26 protein-coding genes are annotated in these 24,733 nt (G+C 57.5%); 11 read left to right on the plus strand and 15 right to left on the minus strand.

Features of this window, described 5'->3' with window-relative positions:
* Positions 1-63: 63 nt before the first annotated feature.
* On the plus strand, positions 64-1,086 hold the full coding sequence (locus tag ABMA60_RS16065) for a DUF3080 family protein (RefSeq protein ID WP_392805145.1): 1,023 nt from the start codon (positions 64-66) through the stop codon (positions 1,084-1,086).
* Here the strand turns inward: ABMA60_RS16065 and ABMA60_RS16070 are convergent.
* Positions 1,076-2,260 (minus strand): acyltransferase, encoded by a 1,185-nt coding sequence (locus ABMA60_RS16070; protein WP_392805148.1) that lies wholly within the window; start codon positions 2,258-2,260, stop codon positions 1,076-1,078. The two genes, ABMA60_RS16065 and ABMA60_RS16070, sit on opposite strands and share 11 nt — an antisense overlap.
* Positions 2,261-2,351: 91 nt before the next feature.
* Between ABMA60_RS16070 and ABMA60_RS16075 the strand changes: the two genes are divergently transcribed.
* Together ABMA60_RS16075 and ABMA60_RS16080 are read left to right on the plus strand one after the other, a co-directional pair.
* Complete coding sequence (locus tag ABMA60_RS16075) at positions 2,352-3,260, plus strand: LytR/AlgR family response regulator transcription factor (protein ID WP_392805150.1); 909 nt, start codon at positions 2,352-2,354, stop codon at positions 3,258-3,260.
* Positions 3,261-3,291: 31 nt separating this feature from the next.
* Positions 3,292-3,741 carry an acyl-CoA thioesterase gene (locus ABMA60_RS16080; protein ID WP_392805152.1) on the plus strand — a complete coding sequence of 150 codons (450 nt, stop codon included), beginning with the start codon at positions 3,292-3,294 and terminating at the stop codon, positions 3,739-3,741.
* 50 nt (positions 3,742-3,791) lie between these two features.
* Here ABMA60_RS16080 and ABMA60_RS16085 read toward each other — a convergent pair whose 3' ends face one another.
* A complete protein-coding gene (locus ABMA60_RS16085; protein ID WP_392805154.1) occupies positions 3,792-4,511 on the minus strand; it encodes an SDR family NAD(P)-dependent oxidoreductase in 720 nt (239 codons plus the stop codon).
* Positions 4,512-4,643: 132 nt separating this feature from the next.
* On the opposite strand from ABMA60_RS16085, the gene ABMA60_RS16090 reads away from it, so the two are divergent.
* Complete coding sequence (locus ABMA60_RS16090; RefSeq protein ID WP_392805156.1) at positions 4,644-5,531, plus strand: LysR family transcriptional regulator; 888 nt, start codon at positions 4,644-4,646, stop codon at positions 5,529-5,531.
* On the opposite strand, the gene ABMA60_RS16095 is transcribed toward ABMA60_RS16090, so the two are convergent.
* From ABMA60_RS16095 to ABMA60_RS16110, 4 genes are all read right to left on the minus strand, one after another.
* A complete protein-coding gene (locus ABMA60_RS16095; protein ID WP_392805159.1) occupies positions 5,532-6,908 on the minus strand; it encodes a ribonuclease J in 1,377 nt (458 codons plus the stop codon).
* Positions 6,909-6,998: 90 nt separating this feature from the next.
* Positions 6,999-7,955 (minus strand): sigma-54 interaction domain-containing protein, encoded by a 957-nt coding sequence (locus tag ABMA60_RS16100; protein WP_392805162.1) that lies wholly within the window; start codon positions 7,953-7,955, stop codon positions 6,999-7,001.
* A complete protein-coding gene (locus tag ABMA60_RS16105; protein WP_392805164.1) occupies positions 7,952-9,559 on the minus strand; it encodes a SulP family inorganic anion transporter in 1,608 nt (535 codons plus the stop codon). The genes ABMA60_RS16100 and ABMA60_RS16105 overlap by 4 nt, the downstream gene beginning before the upstream one ends.
* An 11-nt stretch (positions 9,560-9,570) precedes the next feature.
* The gene (locus ABMA60_RS16110) at positions 9,571-9,903 is read right to left on the minus strand and encodes a TIGR01244 family sulfur transferase (protein WP_392805167.1); all 333 of its coding nucleotides are present in this window, start codon (positions 9,901-9,903) and stop codon (positions 9,571-9,573) included.
* Between the two features lie 359 nt (positions 9,904-10,262).
* Between ABMA60_RS16110 and ABMA60_RS16115 the strand changes: the two genes are divergently transcribed.
* Entirely contained in the window at positions 10,263-10,874 is a 612-nt protein-coding gene (locus ABMA60_RS16115) for a Yip1 family protein (protein WP_392805170.1), read from the plus strand.
* A gap of 86 nt (positions 10,875-10,960) precedes the next feature.
* On the opposite strand, the gene ABMA60_RS16120 is transcribed toward ABMA60_RS16115, so the two are convergent.
* Positions 10,961-11,776: a hypothetical protein gene (locus tag ABMA60_RS16120; RefSeq protein ID WP_392805172.1), complete on the minus strand. Its 816-nt coding sequence runs from the start codon at positions 11,774-11,776 to the stop codon at positions 10,961-10,963.
* A 154-nt stretch (positions 11,777-11,930) separates the two neighbouring features.
* On the opposite strand from ABMA60_RS16120, the gene ABMA60_RS16125 reads away from it, so the two are divergent.
* Positions 11,931-12,947: an asparaginase gene (locus ABMA60_RS16125; RefSeq protein WP_392805174.1), complete on the plus strand. Its 1,017-nt coding sequence runs from the start codon at positions 11,931-11,933 to the stop codon at positions 12,945-12,947.
* Here ABMA60_RS16125 and ABMA60_RS16130 read toward each other — a convergent pair.
* From ABMA60_RS16130 to ABMA60_RS16155, 6 genes are all read right to left on the minus strand, one after another.
* The gene (locus tag ABMA60_RS16130) at positions 12,937-13,869 is read right to left on the minus strand and encodes an NADP-dependent oxidoreductase (RefSeq protein WP_392805178.1); all 933 of its coding nucleotides are present in this window, start codon (positions 13,867-13,869) and stop codon (positions 12,937-12,939) included. The two genes, ABMA60_RS16125 and ABMA60_RS16130, sit on opposite strands and share 11 nt — an antisense overlap.
* A 118-nt stretch (positions 13,870-13,987) precedes the next feature.
* Positions 13,988-15,520: a hypothetical protein gene (locus ABMA60_RS16135; protein ID WP_392805180.1), complete on the minus strand. Its 1,533-nt coding sequence runs from the start codon at positions 15,518-15,520 to the stop codon at positions 13,988-13,990.
* 30 nt (positions 15,521-15,550) lie between these two features.
* Positions 15,551-16,021: a RidA family protein gene (locus tag ABMA60_RS16140; protein WP_392805181.1), complete on the minus strand. Its 471-nt coding sequence runs from the start codon at positions 16,019-16,021 to the stop codon at positions 15,551-15,553.
* A 315-nt stretch (positions 16,022-16,336) separates the two neighbouring features.
* On the minus strand, positions 16,337-16,627 hold the full coding sequence (locus ABMA60_RS16145) for a 2Fe-2S iron-sulfur cluster-binding protein (RefSeq protein ID WP_392805184.1): 291 nt from the start codon (positions 16,625-16,627) through the stop codon (positions 16,337-16,339).
* A 38-nt stretch (positions 16,628-16,665) separates the two neighbouring features.
* Positions 16,666-17,196 (minus strand): chromate transporter, encoded by a 531-nt coding sequence (locus ABMA60_RS16150; protein ID WP_392805187.1) that lies wholly within the window; start codon positions 17,194-17,196, stop codon positions 16,666-16,668.
* Positions 17,193-17,765 (minus strand): chromate transporter, encoded by a 573-nt coding sequence (locus ABMA60_RS16155; RefSeq protein WP_392805312.1) that lies wholly within the window; start codon positions 17,763-17,765, stop codon positions 17,193-17,195. Before ABMA60_RS16155 ends, ABMA60_RS16150 begins: the two co-directional genes overlap by 4 nt.
* A 192-nt stretch (positions 17,766-17,957) precedes the next feature.
* Here ABMA60_RS16155 and ABMA60_RS16160 point away from each other — a divergent pair, with 192 nt between their 5' ends.
* The 3 genes from ABMA60_RS16160 (at position 17,958) to ABMA60_RS16170 (ending at position 19,826) form a co-directional block, all read left to right on the plus strand.
* Positions 17,958-18,617 (plus strand): GntR family transcriptional regulator, encoded by a 660-nt coding sequence (locus tag ABMA60_RS16160; RefSeq protein ID WP_392805190.1) that lies wholly within the window; start codon positions 17,958-17,960, stop codon positions 18,615-18,617.
* 122 nt (positions 18,618-18,739) lie between these two features.
* Complete coding sequence (locus ABMA60_RS16165) at positions 18,740-19,489, plus strand: creatininase family protein (RefSeq protein WP_392805193.1); 750 nt, start codon at positions 18,740-18,742, stop codon at positions 19,487-19,489.
* A 31-nt stretch (positions 19,490-19,520) separates the two neighbouring features.
* On the plus strand, positions 19,521-19,826 hold the full coding sequence (locus ABMA60_RS16170; RefSeq protein ID WP_392805196.1) for a hypothetical protein: 306 nt from the start codon (positions 19,521-19,523) through the stop codon (positions 19,824-19,826).
* Between the two features lie 37 nt (positions 19,827-19,863).
* Here ABMA60_RS16170 and ABMA60_RS16175 read toward each other — a convergent pair whose 3' ends face one another.
* Both ABMA60_RS16175 and ABMA60_RS16180 read right to left on the minus strand, forming a co-directional pair.
* Positions 19,864-20,601, minus strand: a complete 738-nt coding sequence (locus ABMA60_RS16175; protein ID WP_392805198.1) for a GntR family transcriptional regulator — start codon at positions 20,599-20,601, stop codon at positions 19,864-19,866.
* A 64-nt stretch (positions 20,602-20,665) separates the two neighbouring features.
* Positions 20,666-22,012, minus strand: a complete 1,347-nt coding sequence (locus tag ABMA60_RS16180; protein WP_392805202.1) for an MFS transporter — start codon at positions 22,010-22,012, stop codon at positions 20,666-20,668.
* 373 nt (positions 22,013-22,385) lie between these two features.
* On the opposite strand from ABMA60_RS16180, the gene ABMA60_RS16185 reads away from it, so the two are divergent.
* Positions 22,386-23,123: a TenA family transcriptional regulator gene (locus ABMA60_RS16185; RefSeq protein WP_392805204.1), complete on the plus strand. Its 738-nt coding sequence runs from the start codon at positions 22,386-22,388 to the stop codon at positions 23,121-23,123.
* A 159-nt stretch (positions 23,124-23,282) separates the two neighbouring features.
* Positions 23,283-24,728, plus strand: a complete 1,446-nt coding sequence (locus ABMA60_RS16190; RefSeq protein ID WP_392805207.1) for an aldehyde dehydrogenase family protein — start codon at positions 23,283-23,285, stop codon at positions 24,726-24,728.
* The last annotated feature ends 5 nt before the right edge of the window (positions 24,729-24,733 follow it).

Below are 24,733 nucleotides of genomic sequence, written 5' to 3' on the forward strand. Positions count from 1 at the left end.
GTGCCAATCTTTAACTTATTGAAAATAAAGAATTTTTTAATCGATGAGCGAATTTAAGGTTTAATGTTGTTGCAACATCTGTTTCGCATTGCAACGTCTTTGCTGGCGCTGTTCCTCTTGGCCGGCTGTGACCGCAGCGCCGAAGCCTTGCTCGACGACTACGTCACCCGGGTCGGTCGGGTTCTGGACGCCAAACCACCACCGCAGCGAGCCATGGCATTACCGGCGTACCCGCGGCCACGCGACTTGCTGCAAAGCCCACCGGACATCCGTCTAGACCTGCTCGACGCCTGGTCGCTGCGCGGCTGTGAAGTCTTCGTGCTGATCGGCGAACGCAACTCCATTCTCGGTAAACTGGCCGACCCGGTGATTCGCCTCGACTACGAACGCCGCCTGCTCGAACTACTACCGGCCTGCCTCAATTCCGATATCGAACTCGATGCCGAGTTGCGCACCGAATTGGAAAACGCCCTGGTGCAAAAACGCGCCACCTTTCACCAACACCTCTGGAACGCCACCCTCGCCAACCCCGACTACAGCGGCTACTGGACCGACGGCAGCACAGCGATCAAACCCAACGACGACATCGATGCCAACGGCTACGCCGCCAACCAACAAGCGCTCGCTGACCTCGTCGCCAACCCCATGCAAAGCATCCAGGACGACTGGCTGAACGTGCTGCAACTGACCACCCAATACCCCATGGGCGGCCACAGTCTGCAATCGATGCGCCTGGCGATTCAGTACTTACAACAAGCCGAAGCCATGCTGCTGGAAGCCGCCGAAGACAAACGCCTGTGCCCCATGGGCCCGGCAATGAAGGAACTGGGTTATGCGCGCAATGTGATGGCGAATGTGTTTGTAGGTGAGGTGCAGCCTTGGCTGGGGGAGGTGGATCGGCGGTTTTTGGCGGGGTTTAACAGCCTTCAAACCATGACCGAGAATCTGGGCGAATTGAGCGATGAGCTGACGCGCTACCAACAGACGTTGGCAGCGCTGCATCAGCAATATCGCGCCGTCATTCGAGCTCAGGTTCAGGCCTGGCAATCGTTAATTGAAGCCTGTGGCGGTCAGGTTAGCCGCTAGCCTTATTTAACCGCAGGCCGAATAACCAGCGGCTGAGCGTGAATCGACGCAGACATTCGAAGCCAACAAAGCAACCCAAAATCGTCAGACTGAGGATGGATAGCGCTTCCACTGCTAACGGCAAACCGATCGGCTTCAGCCAGGCTGCAAAGATCAGAATCAAGGTCTGATGCAGCACATACCAAGGCAGGATGGCTTCATTGGCATAGCGTCTTATTTTTCCCTCCCGATCAAAGGGCAAATCCGGCTTCGATAGATAACGTCCGCCATAACCGATCACCGCGAACATCCAACACCAGTGGTTGAGCATTTCCACCGCGGCATAAATCCAATCAACCAATTGGGCATGAGTGAAGTAGGGCGCGAAGCGATTGAGCTGACCTTCGCGGTCGAGAATGATCAGGCTGTAGGTTGCTATGGCAGTTAGCAAGAACACCAGTCGAATTTGGATGATGCGCTGCCACCAGGTCTCGTTCAGTGCCAGCCAATAACCGAATACGAAAACCGTCAGGTAGAGAGCGTGGTTGTACCAGTCGTCGAATAAAGCATGAGTGACTGGGTAACGGTCTTGGAGTGTGATGACGATCCAGCTGGTAAAAACCAAGACGAGAAGAAGCGCCCAACTGAGTGGCAGTCGCTGCATAAATTGGCTGTTTGCCAAGCGTCGAATCAGTGGCGACAGCGTTAGAACGATCAAGCTGTAACACCATAAATAAGGAATAAACCACAGATGATTCCAGGTCAGCAGACCCAAGCCGGTTTGCATCTGTGGAATCTCGGTGGTGGTCGGGTTGATATAGAGTCGCCAGAAGGCGAAGAAGCCGAGATCGGTGTAGCCTCGGTCGATCGCCTGCAAATAAGCCTGAGGCGCGATTGCGACAAACATGCCGAACACCAGCGGCACCAAGAGTCGGTTGGAGCGCAGTGCAATTAACCGACCGATGCCAAAGCGTTGCCGGGCGAGCGCCAGCGCCATGGCGCTGATCAAAAAGATCAGTGACATCCGCCACGGATTGGTCAGAATCATCAGGTTCTGCAGCGCTTCGACCGGGCGATCACTCTTCAGATGAAAGCCCCAGTCGGCGACGTAGTACATGCCCAGGTGGTAGAGAATCAAGACGCCAAAGGCGAGAATTCGAATCCAGTCGAGGTCGGTGTGTCGGTGGTTTTGCATGCTGAGCAATCACTGTGAATTGAAACCAAAGGCGAGTGTCTGCGCTGGCGGATGCGTTAGACAGAAAGAAGTGACGGACGGTGGGCCTTCAGTGACAAGCGGTGGAATCAATCTAAGCAGACGGCTGTTTCTAGCCTTTCAGCAACACCCAGAGCGATATCTGTACTCCGCCTTGGCGGCTTACTTTTTTGTCACCGCTTCTTTGAACACCAGCATCATCTGGCTGGAACATAACCGGCCGGGCAGTAATCCTTTGCAATGGTGGGAAGCGCCGCTGTGGGAATACTCCAGCGCGCTGAGTTTTCTGGTGTTGTGCCCGTTGCTGTTCGCTGGCTTTCGACGTTACCCCTTGCGCTGGCTCGGTTTGCCGGTGCAGCTGGTTGGTCATTTTTTAGCCTCAATTCTGTTCTGCCTCTGTCATGTTGGCTTGATGGTGACGCTGCGCGAACTGGGTTATTCACTGGCGGGCCAGGACTATGATTTTGGCCCCTGGCTACGTGAGTTGTTCTACGAATATCAAAAAGATGGCTGGAGTTATTTTGCGGCGTTAACGGCTTATCAGTTGGCGAACTTTATCTACAGTCGCCTGCAAGGTGAGGCGCATTGGCTGGACCTTAGTGAGGCCGAAAACGACGAAGATCCTTCCCGGGCCGAACCACTGCAACAGGTTTTGGTTAAAAAACTCGATAAAGAATTTCTGGTGCGTTTTGATCAGGTGCAGTGGCTGGAAGCGAATGGCAATTACGTTAATTTGCACAGTAATGGTCGGGTGTACCCGCTGCGCACTACCTTAAGTAAGTTGGAAGATCAGCTGATTGAGCAGGGCTTTTGTCGGGTGCATCGGCGTTATCTGGTGAATCAGGCAGCGATTGACCATCTGAGTTTTCAGCCCAGCGGTGATGGGGAACTGCGTCTGAAAGAGGGTGTCGTTCTGAATGTCTCTCGTCGTTATCGCGAAGCATTGCGACTTAGATTGTCGAAGGACGGGAACCTTCGCTAAGCTGCTTCTTAACTATTAAACGGATTCCACCATGCTCGACGACTTCAAAAACACCTACCCCGTTATCATCGAACTGCCGGTGCAGTGGGGTGATATGGATGCCTTTAATCACGTCAATAACGTGGTTTATTTCCGCTATTTTGAGAACGCCCGCATCGCTTATTTTGAGCGCACGCCGGTGTTTGAGCAGATGAAACAAACCGGTGTCGGTCCGGTGGTGGGGCATACCGAATGCCGTTACCGTCGGCCGCTGACTTATCCCGACAAAATTTTGGTTGGAGCCCGAACCCTGAGCGTGCAGGAATTCGGTTTTGTGCATGAATACGCGGTGTTCAGTGAGCGCCAACAAACCATCACCACCGATGGCAAGGCACGCATCGTGCTGTTCAATGGCAAGACCGGCCAGAAAGCGGCGGTCGATGAGGTGATGCGTCAGTCGCTGGTTGAGCTGGAAGGCCGACCGTTGTCTGACGAGGAATAAAAACAGCCTGGGTCTGTATTCAGACCCAGGCTGTTTCTTTCGTTTGCTCGTTACCAGGGAATCACACCGCCACTGGTTAAGAACAAACCGGTGGCACCATCGCTACCTTCCAAAGCGGTTTTAACCGCTATGGCCGCACCTTCCTCCGCCGTTCCGGGCGCGTTCTGCCCACCCAGGTCCGTGGCAATCCAGCCCGGGCTGACCGAATTCACTCTGAAACCTTCAGCGCGCAGTTCTTTGGCCAGCAACACGGTGAACATATTCAGCGCTGCCTTGGATGCGTTATAAGCCATGGGCACCGCGCCGTGGAACGGCCAGGACGGGTCGCCGTGTTGGGTGATCGAGCCCAGGCCGGTCGAGAGGTTGACGATGGCTTTGTGGTTGCCTGCGCGCAGTAACGGCAACATTTGCTGAGTCACTGAGAGGGTGCCGAACAGATTGGTCTCAAAGGTGGTTCTCAAGTCACCCAAGGCAACGGTCGATGCCGTACCAAAATCGGTGATGATACCGGCGTTGTTGATCAATCCATCCAGATAGCCGCTGTCAGCGTTAATCTGCTCGACGGCGGCGGCCTGTGAGGCCTCATCATTTAAGTCGATTTGTACAAAACGCACATCGCCTGCGGCCTGCAGTTCGGCTGCCGCTTGCTCGCCCGCGTCACGCTGACGGGCACCGAGGTAGACTGTATGGCCTGCACTGGCCAGCTGACGGACGATGGCTTTGCCGATGCCTTTGTTGCCACCGGTTACCAGGAAGACTTGGTTACTCATGATTCGCTCTGCTCTTTAGCTGGGTGAGTTGGGTGGCGCTGGTTGGGGCGTCACTGTCAGAGCCAGTATCGGGTTGGGCGATTATCAGTAAAATAGCTATAATTTTTATAGATTATTCGATGGTATCTCATAATGACCTTGCCTCCGATGAACGAGCTGCTGGCGTTTCAGCAGGTCGCGCGCCATCTGAGTTTTAAGCAGGCGGCCGAGGAGTTGAACCTGACGCCGTCGACGCTCAGCCATTTGATTCGTACTTTTGAAGAGCGCCTGAAGACACGGTTGTTCAATCGCACCACGCGCAGTGTGTCGTTAACGGAAGCCGGTCATACCTTGTATGGGCAGGTGTCGACGATTCTGAGTGATCTCAACCAGGCGGTGGAAAATCTCGATGCCGACGACGCTCAGCCGCACGGCCGGGTACGGATCAGTGTTAACGAGGTGGCTGCGCCGATTCTGCTCGACAAGTTAGGCGTCGATTTCCACCAGCGTTATCCTGGTATTGAGGTGGAATTGATCGTCGATAACCGACTGATCGATATTGTCGCCGAGGGCTTTGATCTGGGTGTGCGCCTGCAAGATGCCATCCCTCAGGATATGGTCGCGGTGCCGGTGGTAGAGGATTTTCGCTTTGTCACCGTGGCCGCAAAAGTCTACCTCGAACGTCATGGCACACCGCAGCAACCGGCCGATTTACTGGCGCACAATTGCATCGGTTTTCGTTTTCAAAGTGGGCGGCGTTATGAGTGGGCGTTTCAACGCCAGGGTGAGCGTCAGGTGGTCGATGTCAAAGGCAGTCTGACCACCAACAATCCGGGCTTGATGATGCGCGCGGTTAAAAACGGCCTGGGTATCGCGCACTACGCTGAACCTTTGCTGCGTGAGGACATTGCCAGCGGCGAGCTGGTTTCTGTGCTGGAAAGCTGGAACCTGGATTGGCCCGGTTTGTATCTGTATTTCCCGCAAAACCGCCATATGCCGGCGGCGTTGCGTGTGGTGATCGATGCGCTGAAAGAGGCTTGATCAGTCGGTTTCGACGGTCGCCGTTGTCACCGGAATCAACGCATCTCTGTCCCAGCCCAAGCGTCCAGTTGCCACGGCTTTGCGGCGCAGTCCTTTGACCGGCGCGAGATAAAACAAATCGCCGTTTAATCCGGTCAATTGCTGCTTCACGCCGGCATCGCGAGCGATATGGGCGTTGGCGGCCATATGTTCCGGCTCGCCGTGAACCGGTATCGCCAGCTTAGGTTGCACCCACTGATACATCTGCGCCAATTCGTCACGCGCCGGGTGACCGGAGGCGTGAATGGGCAGGGCGGAATCGTCGGCAGCGATGACTTTGATGTCGCGTTGTTGCAGCAGCTTGATCAGCGCTTCAACCGGCTGTTCGTTGCCGGGAATCACTCGGGAGCTGAACACCACGGTATCGCCGGCTTCGAGGGTGAGTTCGGGGTGGTTATCGCGCGCCAGTCGATGCAGTGCTGCGCGCGGTTCGCCCTGGCTGCCGGTGGCGATGGCGAGAAAATTCTGCCGTGGAAAATATCCCAGATCGAAGCTGTCGATAAACTTCGGCATGCCGCTCCAGTAACCGCTGGCACGGGCGGCCGACACCATATTGCGCAATGAACGACCGAGCAGACCGACTTGACGGCCGCTGTCTTCGGCAATTTTCATCAGCGTTTTTAGCCGCGCCACATTGCTGGCAAAGCAACTGATCACTACCCGACCTTCGGCGTTTTCGACGATCTGTCGCAGACCTTCATAGAGTTCGGCTTCGGAGGTGGAATGGCCGTCGACCAGCGCATTGGTGGAATCGCAGATCATGGCGTCGGGTTCTTCCAACGCCAGCTTTTTATAGGGCTCGGCATCGAAGGCCGGGCCGATAACCGGTGCTGGGTCGAGTTTCCAATCGGCGGTGTGAAAGGCGCTGCCGACCGGGGTGCGAATCATCAAGGCCTGGGGTTCGGGAATGGAGTGGGTAATCGACAGCCACTCCACATTGAAGGGGCCAATCTGACGGCGTTCGCCCGGTTGCACGATGTGCACCGGCACTTTGCCGGCCAGATTGAACTCCATCAGTTTGCGCTTGAGGATCTCGGCGGTGAAGGCGGTGGTGTAGACCGGGGCGCGAAAGCGGCGCCATAAATAAGGCAGCGCGCCGACGTGATCTTCGTGGGCGTGGGTGATAACGATGCCGGCCAGTTGCTCGGCGCGCTCGGCGATAAAAGCCGGGTCGGGCATCTGTACGTGCGGATCGGTGAGGTTGCCAGGTTCGGCGAAGGTGACGCCGCAATCGACCATCAACCAGGCGTCATCGTGTCCATAGAGATTCAGGTTCATGCCGATTTCGCCGCAACCGCCGAGCGGCAGGAACCAGAAATCTTGGCTGTCGGGTGTCATATACAACAATTGTCTTACTGAAACCAACAGTGTAACGGCAATGGCTGCATATTGAGAGCGCGGATGGTCACAGCCTGAGAAACGGCGCGCTTAACTGAGTTGCAGCGTTTTCATCTTGCGCCACAGCGTAGCGCGGGAAATGCCGAGTTCATCAGCCACAGCCTGTTTGTGACCTTTGTGGCGTTGCAGCAATTCCAGAATACGATCACGTTCGCGCTGCTCCGGTGGCAGCGGCGCTTCATCGGGCGGGGCTTCGCCGCGCAGTTCCGGCGGCAGGTCGGCGATGTCGATACGTGGGCCGGTGCCAATGGCGTGGGCATAGGTGATGACGTTGTTGAGTTCGCGAATATTACCCGGCCAGCGGTAGGCGAGCAGGGCGTCGAAGGCTTCCTGGCTGACGCACTCGATGCTGCGTTCGTTGCGCGCATTCTGTTCGCCAATAAAGTGCCAGCTGAGCATTTCAACGTCACCGAGACGGGCGGTCAGCGGTGGCAAATAGAGCGGGACGACGCGCACTCGGTACATCAAATCTTCGCGGAACTGGCGTTCGGCAACTTGCCGGCGCAGCGAGGTATGAGTGGCCGAGATCAACCGAATGTCGGTCTGAATCACTTCGCTCGAACCGAGCGGCGTAAAACAACGATCCTGCAATACCCGCAGCAAGCCGGCCTGAATATCGAGCGGCATTTCGGCGATTTCATCGAGAAACAACGTGCCGCCATCGGTCAGTTTGAACAGGCCAGTGCGATCGGCGGTAGCGCCGGTAAAGGCGCCGCGTTTGTGACCGAACAGTTCCGAGGCCATCAATTCGCGCGATAGAGCGGCGCAGTTGATGGCACTGAATTGGGCGTTGGCGCGACGCGACGTCTGGTGAATATAACGTGCGACTAACTCCTTGCCGCTGCCGGTCTGGCCGCGCACTAAAATTGAGGCGTCGGTGCGCGCCACCCGCTCGGCCTGGGCCATAAAATCGAGCATTTGCGGCGCCACTGTGAGCAGGCCGCCGAAGTTGTGCGGCTGGAACTGGGGCGCGCGCAGATCGCTCATGCGGAAGCTTCCTGAGCGGCAGCACCGCTCAGCCGTTGCTCGATTTTGAATTCACACCAGGGCAGACGCACGCCCAGCGTATTGGCAATGCGTTTTAATTCATCCGGATAACCGCAGATATCGACGCTGATGCCTCGGTGCTGGCACAGCTCGCAAAAGCGCAGCAACGCCTGAGTGGCGGCAATGCGTGTTTGGTGAGCGTGGTTTAAGTCCAGCGTCAGCCGTTGGGCATCATCGGGAATCAGCGGCTCCAGCCGTTCGGGCAACTGACGCGCGGCAGCGAAATAGAGGCTGCCGGAAATCTGGATGGCGTAGTGACCGTTGTGGCTGCGTTCATCGCTGACCAGCCAGCCGTTGCTGTCGACGCCATAGCGGCGCAGTTGCGGCACGCTCGATTGCAACAGGAAGATGACCAGACCGAGACCGGCGCCCAGCAAAATGGCTTCGTGGAAAGCCAGCACCAGGGTACTGGTGACGGTGACGATAAACAGCGTTCGGGTCTGGCGGTTGGCGCGCAGCACCGAGGTGATTTGATCGGGCTTGAGCATCGACAGCGCCGTGGCGACCAACAAACCGGCAATCACTGGCTGTGGAATGGCGCGAATCAGATCGGCGCCGAACAGCAGTATGGGCAGCAACACCGCCGCGGCAATAAAGGGTGCCCAGCGACTGGTGGCGCCGCCGATATCAAGCAGCACAGATCGGGTTAGCGAGGTGCTGGCCGGGAAGGCACCGACCAGACTGCCGGCTAAGTTGGCCACGCCCTGGCTGCCGAGTTCGGCGCGCAGATAGCGTTGTTCCTGGCGGTTGCGCAGGGTAACGATCAACTCCAGCGAGCCGATAAAGGCGACCGCAAAACCGGGCACAATCAGCGCCTGTATCATCTGCCAGTTAGGCAGTTGGGTAGCCAGTTGCGGCCAGCCGTCGGTGATGACGGTGCTTTCTTCCAGGGTGATCCAGCGTTCGATAAACGCCCAGGGCGCAAACCAGACCAGCGCAATGCTGCCGATCAGAGCCGCCAGTGGAATGGGCCAGCGCGGCAGATAACGTCGGCCGAGTACGACGGATAACAAGGCTGCCGCGGCCAGTCCCAGAGCGGCCGGTTCGATGGCGCCCAGATCGATTTGGGTTAGCCGATAAATTTCATCGACTACAGTACGCACGCCGTTAAAGGGCGCACCGAGAAATTCGTCCAGTTGCATCAAGGCAATGATGATGGCGGCGCCGGTGGAAAAACCGAGCAGCACCGCTTCGGGAACAAAGTCGAAAACCCGCTCGGCACGCAAGGCAACAATCATCAAGCGCGATAAACCAGCCAGCACGCTGAGCGTCACCATGGCGGTCAATAACAGATCGGGGCTGTCGGCCCAGGGAGCCAGGCTGGTGAGGATGATCAGACCGGTGGTGTTGGTCGGGCCCACAGTGACGTGAGCACTGCGGCCGACAACGGCGGCGATCATGCCCGGCACAATGGCCGTTACCAGGCCGTACATCGGTGGCAGGCCCGACAACATGGCGTAGGCCAGACATTGCGGAATGCCGACTAAAGCAACGAGCAGACCGGCGTTAAGGTCGCCGGTCGAAGGTAGGGAAAACGACTTCATTCGCGCCAGAATCAAGCCTCGCCCATGGCCGCACGGTAGAGAATGCTGCTGCGGTTACCGCTGCGGCAATAGCCCAATACCTTGTCGTTTTGTTGCAGGACCGAACGCAGAGTTTCGGATTGCTCGGCGGAGAAAACCGGGCCGTTCATCGGCAGCATATAGAACTTCAGACCGGCGGCTTCGGCAGCACTTTGGATATCGGCAGCCGGGGTTTGATCGGCCGATTCACCATCGGGTCGGTTACAGACGATGGCTTGAAAACCCTGGGCTTTAGCTTCGGCAACATCGTCGAGGCTGATCTGTGGCGCGACCCAATAATTCGTGGCCAGTTGAGTGGCGTTCATCGGTGAATCCTCTTGGTAGGAAAGGATGATGGGGATGCATGCTAACACAGGGTATCTGGCGTGCGACTGCCTCAAAGCGACGCAGCGTTCCGGATACGTCCGATTAAATATTAGCAAAAACTAATTTAAAGGCGAGTTGCAGTAATTCAAGTGGTTTGTGCAAGGCCTGCCAGGTGGCGTTGTTGAGTGCTTGCAGTCTTCGATAAAAGCTCTATGTTATTCGCTATTGGCCGGTTATTTTCGTAAGCCTGTAACACATCGACAAGCGTTCGAATAAACCTTCGCCCGGCGGATGTCCGCCAGCGATTTCCTCCAACGACAACAACAATAAAACCGGTCCTGACAACGAGGAGAAGTCCATGATTCTCGACCATACTCTTGGTATTTTTACGCACCCGGATAGTGAGTGGTCACTGATTCGCCAGCAGCGTCGTTCCAAACTGATGGAATACCTGACGCACGTTCCCATCCTGGCGCTGATTCCCGCAATTTGCTTCTACATCGGTGTGGTGCATGTCGGCTGGTCTCTCGCCGGCGGTCCGAAAACCACCCTGACCGCAGAAAGCGGATTGGTATTGTGCGTACTGAGTTATCTGGCCGCTCTGGTCGGGGTGTGGATTTTTGCGGAATTCATTAACTGGATGTCGCGCACCTATTCGGATGAAGCCACTGATCAGCACCATGGCATGGCGCTGGCGGTTTACACCACGGCGCCGATTTTTCTGGCCAGTATCGTCGGCATCTGGCCGGTGTTGTGGTTGAACGTTGTGGTCTTTGTCTTGGCGGCCGCTTATTCGGTGTATCTGATTTATGAAGGCATGCCGATTGTGATGAACATCCCCAAAGAACGCGCCTTTATGTACGCGACCTCGGTGATAACCGTGGCTCTGGTACTGCTGGTGTCGATGCGTGTGGGTACGGTGATCGTCTGGTCGGCGGGCTTTGGTCCGGAATACGTCGTGCACGGCTGAGCCAATAAAAAAAACCGCCCGCTGTTGTGGCGGGCGGTTTTTTTCTGACTGATCCAATTCCTTCTTGTTCATTAAATTCCTTCTTTCTAACTAAATTCCCACCAGGGCAGATAGGTGTAATAGCCATCGCTGTCGCGGCGACTGACGCCATCGCTCAGAAAGCGCAGTTCCACCCAATCATAACCACTGCTGATGCGCACTCTTCCAGCGTGCGGGAAGGTTGCGCCGCGATAAAAGTGCACGCCTTCCAGCGTATCCAGGCGGGCGCTGCCGCTGTAGCGGGCGTCGTCCAGGTAGAGGCTGGCGTCGGCGAGTAAGCGGAAGTCGGTGGCATCGAGTTCTTCGATGCGCACATCCAGACCACTGAGTTTGACGCTCTGGAAACTGTTGTTCAGCCGCAAATAGCCATTGAGTCGCGCATCCAGGCTGACGATTTCAGCAAAGGCGTCGTCGTACCAGCCGCGCACGTCGTAAACCAGGCGACTGTTTAATGTGCTCAATCCCAACCAACTGCTGGTACCGCACTGGGTGGCGGTGGCGGTCAGTCCCAGTTCAACCCAGGTCATGCCGCCGCTGTAGGTTTCGGTATCGCCAAAGGCTTCGGTTGCGGTGTAACCGCCAAAACTGCAGCTGTCGCTGTCGAACAAATAGGTGCTGGTGGTTTCGATGGGCAGGGCGCGTGTTGCAGCGCGGCTGGAGGGGGATAAATAGTCGTCCGGGTTTTCCAGCATATCGATGCTGCTGGCCCCCAGGGCGTAAGGCATCAGCGCAGTCCGGGTCAGAAAGACGGTGCTGAATTCACTGACCGGCGTGGAACCGTAAGGCGCGTAAGGGTCGACTTCAACGTAGCAACCGGCGAGTAAAACCGTGCTGAGGGCAGTGAGCAACAGTGAGCGGACCATGAGGTTTCCTGCGTTTGGTTCGAAGTGTCGCTACTGTGGCGTGCCGTGACTGAATGCTTTCTGAACTGGTGCCAGGCAGCGGTCGGCGCGTTCAGTTTCAATTCAGTCTGAGGTTGCCTAGTATCAGCCTTTGCTAAATTGCAGGGTTTTAATCATGACGCAGTCGAACAATCCGGTTCTGGTTCAGGTCATTCGTGGCGGTGCTGTGGAAAGCGAACATCGCGGCCGCGCCTTGGTGATGACGTCTGCCGGCGCAACGCTCTGGTCGCTCGGTGATGTCGATACTCCAACCTACCCGCGCTCGGCCATTAAGGCGTTCCAGGCGCTGCCGATGCTGGCCAGTGGCGCCCATCAGGCGTTTGCGCTCGATGACGAAGAACTGGCGCTGTGTTGCGCGTCCCACAATGGCGAACCCGAACACACGGCGGTTGTCGATCGGTTTCTGGGTAAGCTGGGTTTGGCCGCTGCCGATTTTGAATGCGGCCTGCAATGGCCATCGCATCAGCAGGCGTTTATTGACCTGGCTTGGCAACACGCCAAGCCAGATGGGCGGCACAATAACTGTTCTGGCAAGCATCTGGGCATGTTGGCGTTGGCAAGGCATCAGGGCTGGGCAACCGAAGGTTATGTCGGCGTTGATCATCCGGTTCAGCAGGCGATTCGTGACTGCATTGAACAGTGCTGTGATGTTGAATTAACCGGCGCGCCGCTGTCACCCGATGGCTGTACTGCGCCCACCTGGGCCATGCCGCTGCATCGCTTGGCGCTGGGTTTTGCGCGTTTTGCCGATCCGCTATTTCTGCCCGAAGCCTACCGTGATGGCGCGCGTCGTTTGCACCAGGCCGTCAGCAAGCATCCTTTTATGGTCGGTGGCAGCGAGCGTTTTTGTAGCGAAGCCATGCAGGCTTTAGGCGAACAGGCGTTTTTGAAGATTGGTGCCGAAGGGGTTTATATCGCGGCCCTGCCCGAGCTGAAACTGGGCGTGGCGCTGAAGATGGATTCCGGCTCGGCCGATGCCGCCGAGGTGGCGATGGCGGCGATTCTGAATCAGTTGGGCTTGTCGCTGCCGCAGCGCTGGCAACAACCGCCGATCCGCAACCGCAATGGTCTGGTGACCGGCCAGTGGCAGCCGGTCACCGAGGCCTTCAGCGAGTTAACGCTCAGTCGCTGACGTGAATGGCGATCTTGCCGCGGGCATGGCCGCCTTGGCTCAGCTCGAACGCCTTGGCGGTGTCGGCCAGTGCAAAGGTGGCCGCCAATGGCACGGTCAGGGCACCGGCATCGGCCATATCGGCCAATGCTTGCAAGTCGGTATCGCTGGGCCGTACCCAGACCATCTGGCCGCCAGCCTTGGTGACTTCGCCATCGGCAATAGAAGCGTGGCGACCGCCGGTTTTGAGCACGGCCTGAGTGACATCCAGAACACCGCCGACGAAATCGGCCACCAGATCGACGCCTTCCGGCGCCAGCGCTTTGACCCGGTCGGTTAAACCGTCGCCATAAGCCACCGGCTCAGCGCCCAGTTCGCGCAGGAAATCGTGGTTCTTCTCGGACGCTGTGGCGATAACGCGGGCGCCAAAATGTCTGGCGATCTGCACCGCCAGAATGCCGACCCCGCCAGCGGCATTGTGAATCAGCACGGTCTCATCTTGTTGCAGACCCAAACGGGTGAGCAGTTGGTAGCCGGTAAGACCGGCCAAGGGTAAAGCACCGGCTTCATCCCAGCTCAACGCCGCCGGCTTACGCGCCAGCGCGCGCACCGGCACGGTGGTGTATTCGGCGTAGGTGCCGTCGTTGACCATATCGCGGCGGGCGTAGCCGATGACTTCATCGCCTACCTTAAATTCCGGCACGTCCATGCCGACCTGTTCGACCACGCCGGCCACATCCCAGCCGGGCGTGACGGGAAACCAGGTGTGCAGCATCGGATCGAGGTAACCCATCATGATTTTCCAGTCGACCGGGTTCACCGAGGCGCTTTTGACTTTGACCAGCACATCGTCCGGCCCGACTTTGGGCATGGGTTGGTCGGTCAGTTGCAAGACGCTGTTGTCGCCGTATTGGTCGTAGGTGATGGCTTTCATGCTCGACATGGTGGCTTCCTGATTGAGAGTTGTAGAGCGGCAGATTAGGGCGTTAAACAGGGATTCAAGCGCGCACAAAAAAGGGTGGCCGAAGCCACCCCTGATAAAGCCGAACAAGGCAGCGCGGTTACCAGATCAGCACACCCACGAAGGTTGATACCAGCAGACCCAGCACCACCGGCAGGAACAGCGCTCGTACCGCTTCGAGTACCGGTACCCGGGCGAAACCGGCGACCGCAATCAGTGATGACCAGGCCACCAGCGTGCCGCCGCCAGTCCAGATGGCGCCCATCTGACCAATGGAAGCGAGGGTGGCGGCATCGACATTCACTGTCTGACCCAGAGCGCCAGCCAGCGCACCGGTCAACGGCAGGCCGGAGAAGCCAGAACCATCGGCGCCGGTAATCATGCCAATCAGCAGCAGACCGAAGGCAACGAAGAAACCGTTGTGCGGAATGATGCCCTGAGCCGCTTGAACCAGATCGAACAGAAAACCCGGAGCCGGCTCGCTCAAACCCATAATGGAGGTGGCAGTACCGCCGTTACCCATAAAGAAGAAACCAGCGATCGGCAGCACCGCGCCCATGGCTTTAAAGGCAAACACCAGACCATCGGTGATGTGATCGGACGCCACCGACAGCACCTGCTTGCCGGCACCGGCGAGCGTTGCCAACACCAGGATCAGAGCGGCAACACCACCGACCAGGGCCGCACCGCTGCCACCTTCCATACCCGGCAGAGCATCGGAGTACTTGGCCAAGACCATATAGAAGATGATGGCCAGGAAAGCCGCCGGCACGACGATGGCAAAGACCGTGGACCATTTATCCAGGGTGGCTTTGGATACGTCGTCGGTGGAATCCTGTTCATCGATCAGGCGGCTGGCCTGAGACAACTGCGCCTTGCCCGAGAAGCTGCCCATATGGCGATTCTTCTCTTTCTGTTTTTCCAGCACTTCCTGGCTTTCCAGGTTGTCGCCCTGTTCCCACACCTGAATGCGGGCGGCGTCCGGGCCCATGATGTTTTTACGGAAACCCATATAGCCGAACAGCAGCGCGACGACACCGGTGATGATCGACAACACGAAGGCGCGGTCGGACACCAGATTGACATCCACGCCGGCTGCACCGGCACTGATGCCCGGCGCCACCTGAATGATGTAATCCGCCGACAACGCCATGCCCTGACCGGCAATGGCAATCGCCAGTGCGGCGCCCATGGCGGGCAGACCGGCTGCGATGGCCGCCGGAATCAGGATGGCACCGACCAGCGGAACCGCTGGAGTTGGCCAGAAGAACAGGGAAATCAGGTAGGTCACAAAGGCCAGCACGATGTAGGCGATGTGGCCGTTGGACATCACTTTCTGGAACGGCATGATCATCTTCATGTCCGATCCCAAGTGCCGCAACGAGCCAAGCAAAGCGGTCATCAGGGCAATGATCAAAAAGATATTAAACAGCTCGGCCGCGGCGGTCATGCTGGCATTAAACACCGACATAAAACCGATAACAGGGCTGCCAGTGTAGGCCAAGGCCACAAAGAAAGTTGCGGCGATGGCGGGTACAACGACGGTGGTCCGGAAGATCATGGTTACAATTATCGACACCATACCCGCCAGATATAACCAGTGGGCCAGCGTCAGGGTTACGCTCTCGTTCATTGTCTCACCTGTTTTTGACTCTCGTTTTAGTTAGGACTCGGTTACCTGGCATAAGGCATCGATTTCGATGGCCGAACCGCCGGGCAAGGACGCCACACCGATCGCTGATCGGCTGTGCAGACCTCGCTCTGCGAAGATCTCGACCAAAAGATCCGATGCCCCGTTGGCAACCCAGGGCAGCTCTTCAAAGTCTTCGGTACAGTTGATGAAGACGGTCAACTTCAGACATTGCACCAGTCGATCCCAGTCACCCCCGCACACCTCATGCAATTGACTGATCAGATTCAGCGCACACAGGCGCGCTGCACTCTGAGCCGTCTGCCGATCGAGATCGCGACCCACCTTGCCGCGGTACACCAACTCACCATTGCGCTTGCAGGTCTGGCCGGAAATAGACACCAGGCCGGCATGGCTTAGGTAGGGTCGATAATGTCCCGCTGCCGGGTTGGGCTTGGGCAGTTCAATGCCCAGCTCGCTCAATCGTTGCTTGATGACGGTCATGGGGTACTCCCTCTTATGTCACTTGCCGATGCAGTCCCCGACCTCGGTGCCAGGAGACTGCGGTTTAATAAGATTAAGCAGCGTTTCCTCCTGTTTCGTTGGTCAGAGCTTGCAAGGTGCAAGCAGGTGGCATCCGTCAGGCATAAGGGTTCTGTGCCCCTTGCGGCCGGCCGATGCCCGTTACCCGGGTTCTGTGAAGAGCGTTCTAAACGAGCGAAACGAGTGCTTTTCTTGTTGTTCGTTTCAAATTGAGCCGATCTCGGTCCAAGCCGGCTCTTATTATGGTATCGACGCCTTTTTCGGCGGCGACCCTTATTATCCTTGTGACAACTCCAGATCCTCAGTCACCCAAAGCTGGCACGCCAGGCGATAGCCTTCTTGCAGCTTGGGACCGAGCATCTTCTTTTCTTTCCAGTTCGGGGCCGGCAAATTGTCCTGGCCATCGATGATGCGACACGCACAGGTGGCGCATTTGCCCATACCGCATTTGTAATTCAGATGCGGGTAGGGGAACTGGCGAATACCGGCGCGCACCACCAGATTGGCGTTATCCGGGATTTCGCCCTGGTGCACTTCCCCGTTTTTGTGAAACTTGATCATGGGCATAACAATCGTCCTGTTACTTCATTTTTCTTAATGGGTAATCACGCCAGCCAGATGGCGCCATAGACCAGCGAGGCGGCGACCACCAAGGCCGGATGCAGCTTCAACACCATCAGCGCCAGTGCGGCGACGGCCGCTATGGCCACGGTCTGCACCAGGCCGATCGACATCAGGCCTTCTTGAAAAAACGACACTGTCAGCAGCGCCATCAACAGGGTGATGACTGGCCGCACCCAGGCGCTCATGCGTTTGACCTGGTGTGAATCTTTAAAGCGAACCATCAGACCAAGGGCGGCGATCATCAGCAGCAAAGAGGGCGCAATGGTCGCCAGCAGCGCCACGATCGAACCGCCAACACCGGCGACCTCATAACCGATCTGACCGGCCATCTTGGTGGCGATCGGACTGGGCAGCGCATTGCCGATGGCCAGTGTCTGGGCGAATTCTGAAGACGCCATCCAGCCGTAGCGGCCGACGACTTCCGCTTCGATCAACGGAATGATCGCCGGACCACCGCCGTAACCGATGATGTTGGGAATAAAGAAGGCGACGAAGAGTTGCAGATAGATCATGACTGCGACTCCCGCTTCGACCAGGGCCAGCGGATCTGCTTGGGCAGCACCAGCGCCGCTGTCAGCAGCGTCAGAATGATCAGCGCCGGGTGCACCGCCAGACCGACAATCAGCCCAGCCGCCAGCAGCAACATCACCAGACTCACCGGCCAGCCCAGGCTTTGGCGGGATTTATCGAGGAAGTCCCAGCACAGCTGCAGCATCATGATTGCCACCACCGGCACTACACCCAGCGCCATGCCACGAATCCAGGCGACATCCTGATAAAACGCCACAGCACCGAGCGCCGCGATCAGCGCGATCACCATGGGCACGGTGATGGCAATAACCGCCAGCACACAACCGCTGATGCCCGCCACTCGATAACCCACATAGCCAGGCAACTTGGTGGCAATGGGGCCAGGCAGGGAATTGGCGATGGCCAGCACATCGCTGAAATCGTCTTCTTCCAGCCACTGATGACGCTTGACCACTTCATGGTGAATCAGCGGGATCATCGACGGACCGCCACCAAATCCAACCAGGCCGGTGCGTAGAAAAGCAGTGAACAGAGCTGCGTGTTGCGTCATGCCAATTCCCAACTGAAAGCGAACCATCAAACCGAACGAGGCCGGCGAACCAAAACAATCGACGTTCAAGCGCATGATGGACATGTCTTTGAAAAATCGATTTTCAGGAACCTTAGTGCAGCCGAAAAAGAAGAGTCAAGGATTTTTTGGTTTATGGTATACCATTAGCGCAACAGGAAATGAGATGAATCTATGACACGAAGCAAGCTGCAACCCATCAATACCCTGTCCACCCAGGTGTTCACCGCCTTGCGTGAAGATTTGTTAAACGGCCATTACCCGGCGGGTGACAAGATCGGCATCACCCAGTTGCGTGACCGCTACCAGGTTGGTCTGAGTCCGTTGCGCGAGGCGTTGAATCGGCTTGCCGCCACCGGCCTTTTAAACCTGGAAAGCCAGCGCGGCTTTCGGGTGCCAAGGCTGTGCGCTGAAGAACTCGAAGACATCGTCCAGTTGCGCATCGAGCTGGAAGGCATGGCGGTCACGCGCTCGCTCAAGCTCGGTGATGCCGACTGGGAAGCCGAGTTGCTGGCGGCGGGCCATCGCCTTAAGCAGGCCAGCGGCGAAGCTATGAAACTCAGTGACTGGGAAGTGTTGCACGCCCAGTTCCATTCGGTGTTGCTGTCGCGCTGCCAATCGCCCTGGATGCTGCGTTTCATTCGTCAGTTGCATGAGCAGTTCGACCGCTACCGCCGTCAGGCACCGCGCCAGCCCAAGGTCCGGGCGGCACTGGATCAGCAGCATGAAGACATGGTGCAACTGGCGCTGAGCCGCGATATAGCAGGCATGCGCAACCTGGTGGAGGCGCATATCCGGCTGTCGAACGAAGTCGCCAGCGGCAGCTGTGTTTAGCAAAACCACATCTTTCTTGTGTGCTTTTTTGGTCTATGGTATACCAAAAATAGATCAAATCGTCGCCAACTCGGCGGCGCTTAATAATCACAAGTGAATGACCAAGGGTGAGAGGCTACACAATGAATTCCTACGTTCTGGCGGATATGACCTGGCCGGAAGTGGCGGATGCGCTGAAAACGGTGCAGATCGCCATCATTCCGGTGGGCGCACACGAACAACACGGTCCGCATATGGCCGAAAGCTGTGACGGCGTGCTGGCCGAAGCCATGGCTAAAAAACTGGCTGAGCGACTGTTTCCCGATGTGCTGGTGGCGCCGACGGTGGCCATGGGCATTTCGCCGCACCATATGAATTTCCCCGGCACCATCACCCTGCGCCCGGAAACCATGCTCGCTCTGCTGCGCGATATGGTGCATTCGCTGAAACAGCACGGCATCCGCAAGTTTCTGTTTATGAACGGTCACGGCGGTAATCAACCGGTGCTGGGCGTGGCGGCAGCGTCGCTGGCCCAGGAGTTGGACGTGGAATGCTACTACGCCAAGACCACCGCCTCGGCCAAAGAAGCCACGGGCCGCCATGTTAAATCCCAGCTGTTCGGTCACAGCTGCGAGCGCGAAGTATCCGAAGCCTACTATCTGGCGCCGCATCTGGTGCGTCCGGAAAAACTGGAAAAAGGCGACATCCGCACCGGTGAGCGCTGGGAAAACCTGCGCCCGGGTAAGCCCATTCAGGGCTTTTATACCTACGATGAAATGACCCGCAACGGCTGCATTGGTGATGCGACTCAGGCCAGTCTGGAAGCCGGTCAGGAAATTGTTGAACAGGCGCTGGATGCACTGGTCGATGCCACCAGAGCTTTGATGGACTGAGTTGTCTTTTCACCCAACAGAGGAAGCCCGCATGTACGTGGTTCTGACCAGCAAGGTCAATGAATACGATGCCACCCCGGAACGGGGGCTGACGGTTTTGAAAACCTTCGATTATTACTTCTACGACCGCTGTACTACGGCCTTCAGTATCGCTCATGTCGATGCCGACGGCGCCCGGGTGCGCATCACCGAAACCGGCGAGGGCGGGGCGGTGAATTCGATACCGGTGAAGTTCTTTGAATCGTTCGAGTCACTGCAGGAGGCCGAGGCGGAACTGCATCAGCTGACGCGCTCGCCAGTGATGCGCATTCGCCTCGAAGAGCGGGCGGCGGCTTAATATAGAGTGAACCGCTGCCGGCTGGCAGCGGCTGCTATCAGGCGCTGTGTTGTTGCTGCGCTGCTGCGGCGTCGGCCTGCGCCTGAACGCTGGCTTTTAAATAGGCGTTGCGGGCTTTTTCGACGTGCACCCGGGCGTAGTTTTCGGCCAGACCTTCCTGGCCGTCGCGCACCGCGATCAGAATGTTCAAATGCTCTTTCAGCGCTTCCATGGCGCGACCGGGCGTTTGACTGCTGAGGTTGGTGAAGGCGCGCACGTAGTCTTTCAGTTCCATCAGCATTTCGTGCAGGCGGATGTTTTTCGACGCCTTGCCGATCAGGTCGTTGTACTGCAGGTTTATGTCCAGATGGGTGCCGGAATCGCTGATTTGTTCCGGATGCTGTTCGATGGCCGCCAGCGCAGCAATGGCCTGGTCGAATTCGACCCGGGTCTGCTCATCGATTTTCTGCGCCGCCAGCCGCGCCGCCAGCGATTCCAGCGATGACAGAATTAAAAACACCTCGAGAATTTCATCGCGTGAAATCTCATTCACCACCACGCCTTTGCGCGGCACGGTGGAGACAAACTTTTGCGACTCCAGACGAAACAGCGCTTCGCGAATCGGCGTGCGGCTGATGTTCAGTTTGTCCGCCAGGTTGCGTTCCACCAGACGGTCACCGGCTTTGAATTCGCCGCGCAGAATGGCGTCTTTAATGTAGGAGTAGACCTTGTCCCGGATCGGTGCGAGATCCTTGTCGCTCCAAGGTAGATTGATATTATTGTCGGACAGGCTCATGGCTGGGAAGGCATCACCGTTGCTCAAAAGTGGGCCGATGGTATCACAACGTGGCGCGGGTGGTTCAGTGGCGCAGCCGGCGCAGGCTGATCAAGGTGGCCGCCAGACTGATCAACAAGGCCAGCAACAACGGCCACAGCATGGCACCGGGTGATACCGACCAGGCCAGCGCAAAACTGGCTGACCCCAGGCTTTGCCCCAGCGTACGCACCGTGGCCAGCACGCCCGAGGCGGTCGAGCTGAGCGACAGTTCCACCTGCGCCATCACCTCATGATTGTTCGGTGCCTGGAAAAAGCCGTAGCCCAAACCGCTGATCACCGAGGCCACCAACAATAGTGGTAATTGCAGGCTGACGGCACCGAGTAACAGCAGCAGCAAACCGACCACGAACAGCGCCAGCCCGGCGGTGGATAAAGCGGCCGGGTTGAGCCGATCGGACAGACGGCCGGCCAGCGGACCCGACACCAGCAAGGCAATCGGCCAGGGCGAGAACAGCATCGCAGCCATCAGCGGTCCGTGCTGAAAATCGCTTTGATAGAGAAACGACAGCGCCACAAAGGTCAGACCCTGAGCAGTGAACGCCAGCAGCGTCACTAGGATGGCCAGGCTGAAGCGGCGGCGTCGGAAAATCGACAAGGGTACCAGTGGATAGCTGGCGCGCCGCTCGCGACGCACAAAAAGCGCCAGAGCCAGCGCTGCGGTAACCAGCAACAAAACAGGAATCCAGCTGTCAGCGCCATGACCGAGGCGTTCCAGGCTGAGTAGCAGGCAGGCCATCAGCAGCGCTGAATAGAGCCCGCCGAGCCAATCGAAGCGCCGTCGTTGGGCTGGTTCCGGCGTCAGAGCAGTCGCGCTGAGCCAGAGCGCAGTCAGCGCCAGTGGCAGATTCAGCGCAAAGATCCACGGCCAGTCGGCCAGGTAAAGAATCACACCCGCCAGGCTGGGACCGCCAGCGAGACCGGTGGCCACCACCAACGCATTGATCGCCAATGCCTGGCCCAATCGATTGGCCGGATAAATAGTGCGCAACAGCGCTGGCCCCAGACTGAGCAGCGCGGCACCGCCCAGTCCCATCCAGATGCGCGCCACGATCAGCCAGGCAAAGCTGTCAGCCAGCAGCGCCAGGCTGGCGCCAGCGGCAAACAACAGCAGGCCAGCCAAGTAGAGGCGTTTGCGACCGATGACATAACTCAAGCCTGACGCCAGCATCAGGCTGGCAGCGCACACCAGCTGATAGCTGGTCGATATCCACACCGCCTGCGACTCAGCAATCGATAGACCAGCCGCCATGCTCGGCAACGCCAGATTCACCATGCCCAGATCGAGCACCGCGATCAGCGTGCCCAGGGCCACCGCCAGACTGGCGCGTCGATTGATGGGTGCCGTGGCGGCGGGCGATGTAGACGGCATCAGAGGTCCTGCTGGCTGGTGTAAAAATGGATGGCGATGGTATACCAATATTTTATTTCGAGCCATGGTCGACCGCTGTTCAGGCCGGTCGTCAGCGCTAAAAAGTGGGCTGAAACATTCGCTTTAATATCACTCGAATTAAGGATTTATCAGCTTTATATAAGAGTGTCCGGGCATCGATGACGACGGTTTGGGTAAAAAATCGATTTTCGTTCTTGACTTGGTGGTATACCAAAGTTAGGTTTGAACCCAGCTATTTGGTATACCAAAAACCAATTAGCCATGGGATAAGACAAACAGGGAGTACAAAACAACCGACCACGTCGAGGGTCGCGTCAGCGGCACAACGGCGTCAGGCATAAAGGTGAGAACAATGGCTGAATTGATGAACCGTGAAGAATTTCGTGCCGCTCTGGAGCAGGCGATCAAAGGCAAAAGCGCTAACAAGGCGCCGTTCAGTGTGGCCTGGGCCAGCGGCAAGCTGAGCCGTGACCATCTGTCGCGCTGGGCCGAAAACCACTATCACTATGTGGGCCCGTTCGCCGACTATCTGGCTTATATCTATGCCAACACCCCAGAGCAATACACCGAAGCCAAAGACTTCCTGCTGCAAAACATGAGCGAAGAGGAAATCAGCGGCGATCGTCACACCGATCTGCTGATCCGTTTTGCTGAAGCCTGTGGTACCACGCGTGAGCGCGTTGAAAACCCGGACAACATGTCACCGACCACTCGTGGTCTGCAAAGCTGGTGCTACGCCATCGCCATGCGTGAGCATCCGGTTGTGGCGGTCGCTGCTTTGGTGGTCGGTCTGGAATCTCAGGTGCCGTCCATCTACCGCAAGCAGACGCCTGTCCTGCGCGAGCAATACGGCTTCACCGACGAAGAAGTCGAATTCTTCGACCTGCACATCGTCTCTGACGAAATTCACGGCGAACGCGGTTACCAAATTGTGCTGGAACACGCCGACACCGTTGAGCTGCAGCAACGTTGCCTGAAGATCTGTGAAATCGGTGCGCAAATGCGTCTGCTCTACACCACGGCGCTGTACCACGATTACGTGGCCGATGAGCTGCCGTTGTCTGAGCTGGACATGGGTCAGGCTGCTTAAGCGCTGATACCGATTGCCACCACCGGTTTACCGGCCGGTCGGTGGTGTCATCCGGCGTCCGCTGCGATGACTGAATTCCTGTTGGATATTTCCCGACCGGGCTGACGATCTCAGCCGGGCGGTCGGGTTATATCCGTACTTCCCAAGGGGAGAGACACCATGACCGATTATCTGAATTACATCGATGGACAGTGGCAGCCATCGGTCAGCAACTGCCAGTTTGAAAGCCGTAATCCGGCCAACCGCGAAGAGGTCGTCGGTCGTTTTCAGGCGTCTCTGGATGCGGATGCCAAGGCGGCGATCGAAGCGGCCGAACGCGCCTTCGAGAGCTGGAAAAAAACACCGCTCGGTCAGCGTGCCAAGGTGCTGAATAAGGCGGCCGATTATCTGGAAGCCAAGGTCGAACAGTTCGCCGAAGAGCTGACCCGTGAAGAAGGCAAACTGCTGTCAAACAGCCGCATGGAAATTCTGCGCTCGGCGCAGACGCTGCGTTTTTATGCCGTTGAAGGCACTACCTTTACCGGCGAGACTTATCCATCGGACGATCCGGCGATGCTGGTCTATTCCCAGCGCGAACCACTGGGCGTGGTCAGCGTTATTACGCCGTGGAATTTTCCGATTTCCATTCCCGCCCGCAAGATCGCTCCGGCTTTGATCACCGGCAACACCGTGGTGTTCAAACCCTCTTCCGATACACCGCTGGTGGGTTTGCGTCTGGCGGAAGCCCTGGTAGCCGGTGGTGTTCCGGCCGGTGTGTTCAACTTTATTACCGGCTCTGCCAGCGATGTCGGTCAGGCCCTGACCACTCATCCGGCAATTCGCGCCATCACCTTCACCGGCTCCACCGATGCCGGTGAACGCATCCATCGCGCTGCGGGTTTAACCACCCGTACCCAGATGGAACTCGGCGGCAAAAACCCGCTGATCGTGCTCGACGACGCCGACATCGACACCGCCGTGAAGTTGACTGTTCAGGGTGGTTTTTCTCTCACCGGCCAGGCTTGTACTGGTACCAGTCGGGTGTTGGTAACACCGGCGGTCAAAGACCGTTATCTGGATGCGCTGGTCACCGCCATCGAGCAAATCCGCATTGGCGATGGCATGGACGACAGTACCACTGTCGGTCCCTTGGCGAATCAGAAACAACTCGATTCGGTGCTGCGGTATATCGAAGCGGGTAAGGCTGAAGCGCGATGGGTGTGCGGCGGTGAAAAGCTGACGGGCGGTGTTTACGACCAAGGTTACTACGTCAGCCCGGCGGTTTTTGCCGACGTTACCGGCGAGATGACCATAGCGCGTGAAGAAATTTTCGGCCCGGTGATCGCGGTGATGGAAGTGGCCGATTACGACGCCGCCATCGTCGAAGCCAACAACACCGAATACGGCCTGAGTGCCGCTCTGGTGACCAACGACATCCGCTACATCCAGCGTTTCCCGCTGGAGATCGAAGCCGGCACCGTCAAGGTCAACCGAACCACCACCGGTAATCTGGTCAACGCACCTTTCGGTGGTATCAAACGCTCCAGTACCTCGACCTTCCGCGAATCCGGTCGTACCGGTCTGGAATTTTTTACTCAGGTTAAGACCGTCTATATCGGTCGCTGAACACA

The sequence above is a fragment of the Saccharospirillum sp. HFRX-2 genome, from assembly GCF_043196805.1.
Lineage (GTDB): Bacteria > Pseudomonadota > Gammaproteobacteria > Pseudomonadales > Natronospirillaceae > Saccharospirillum.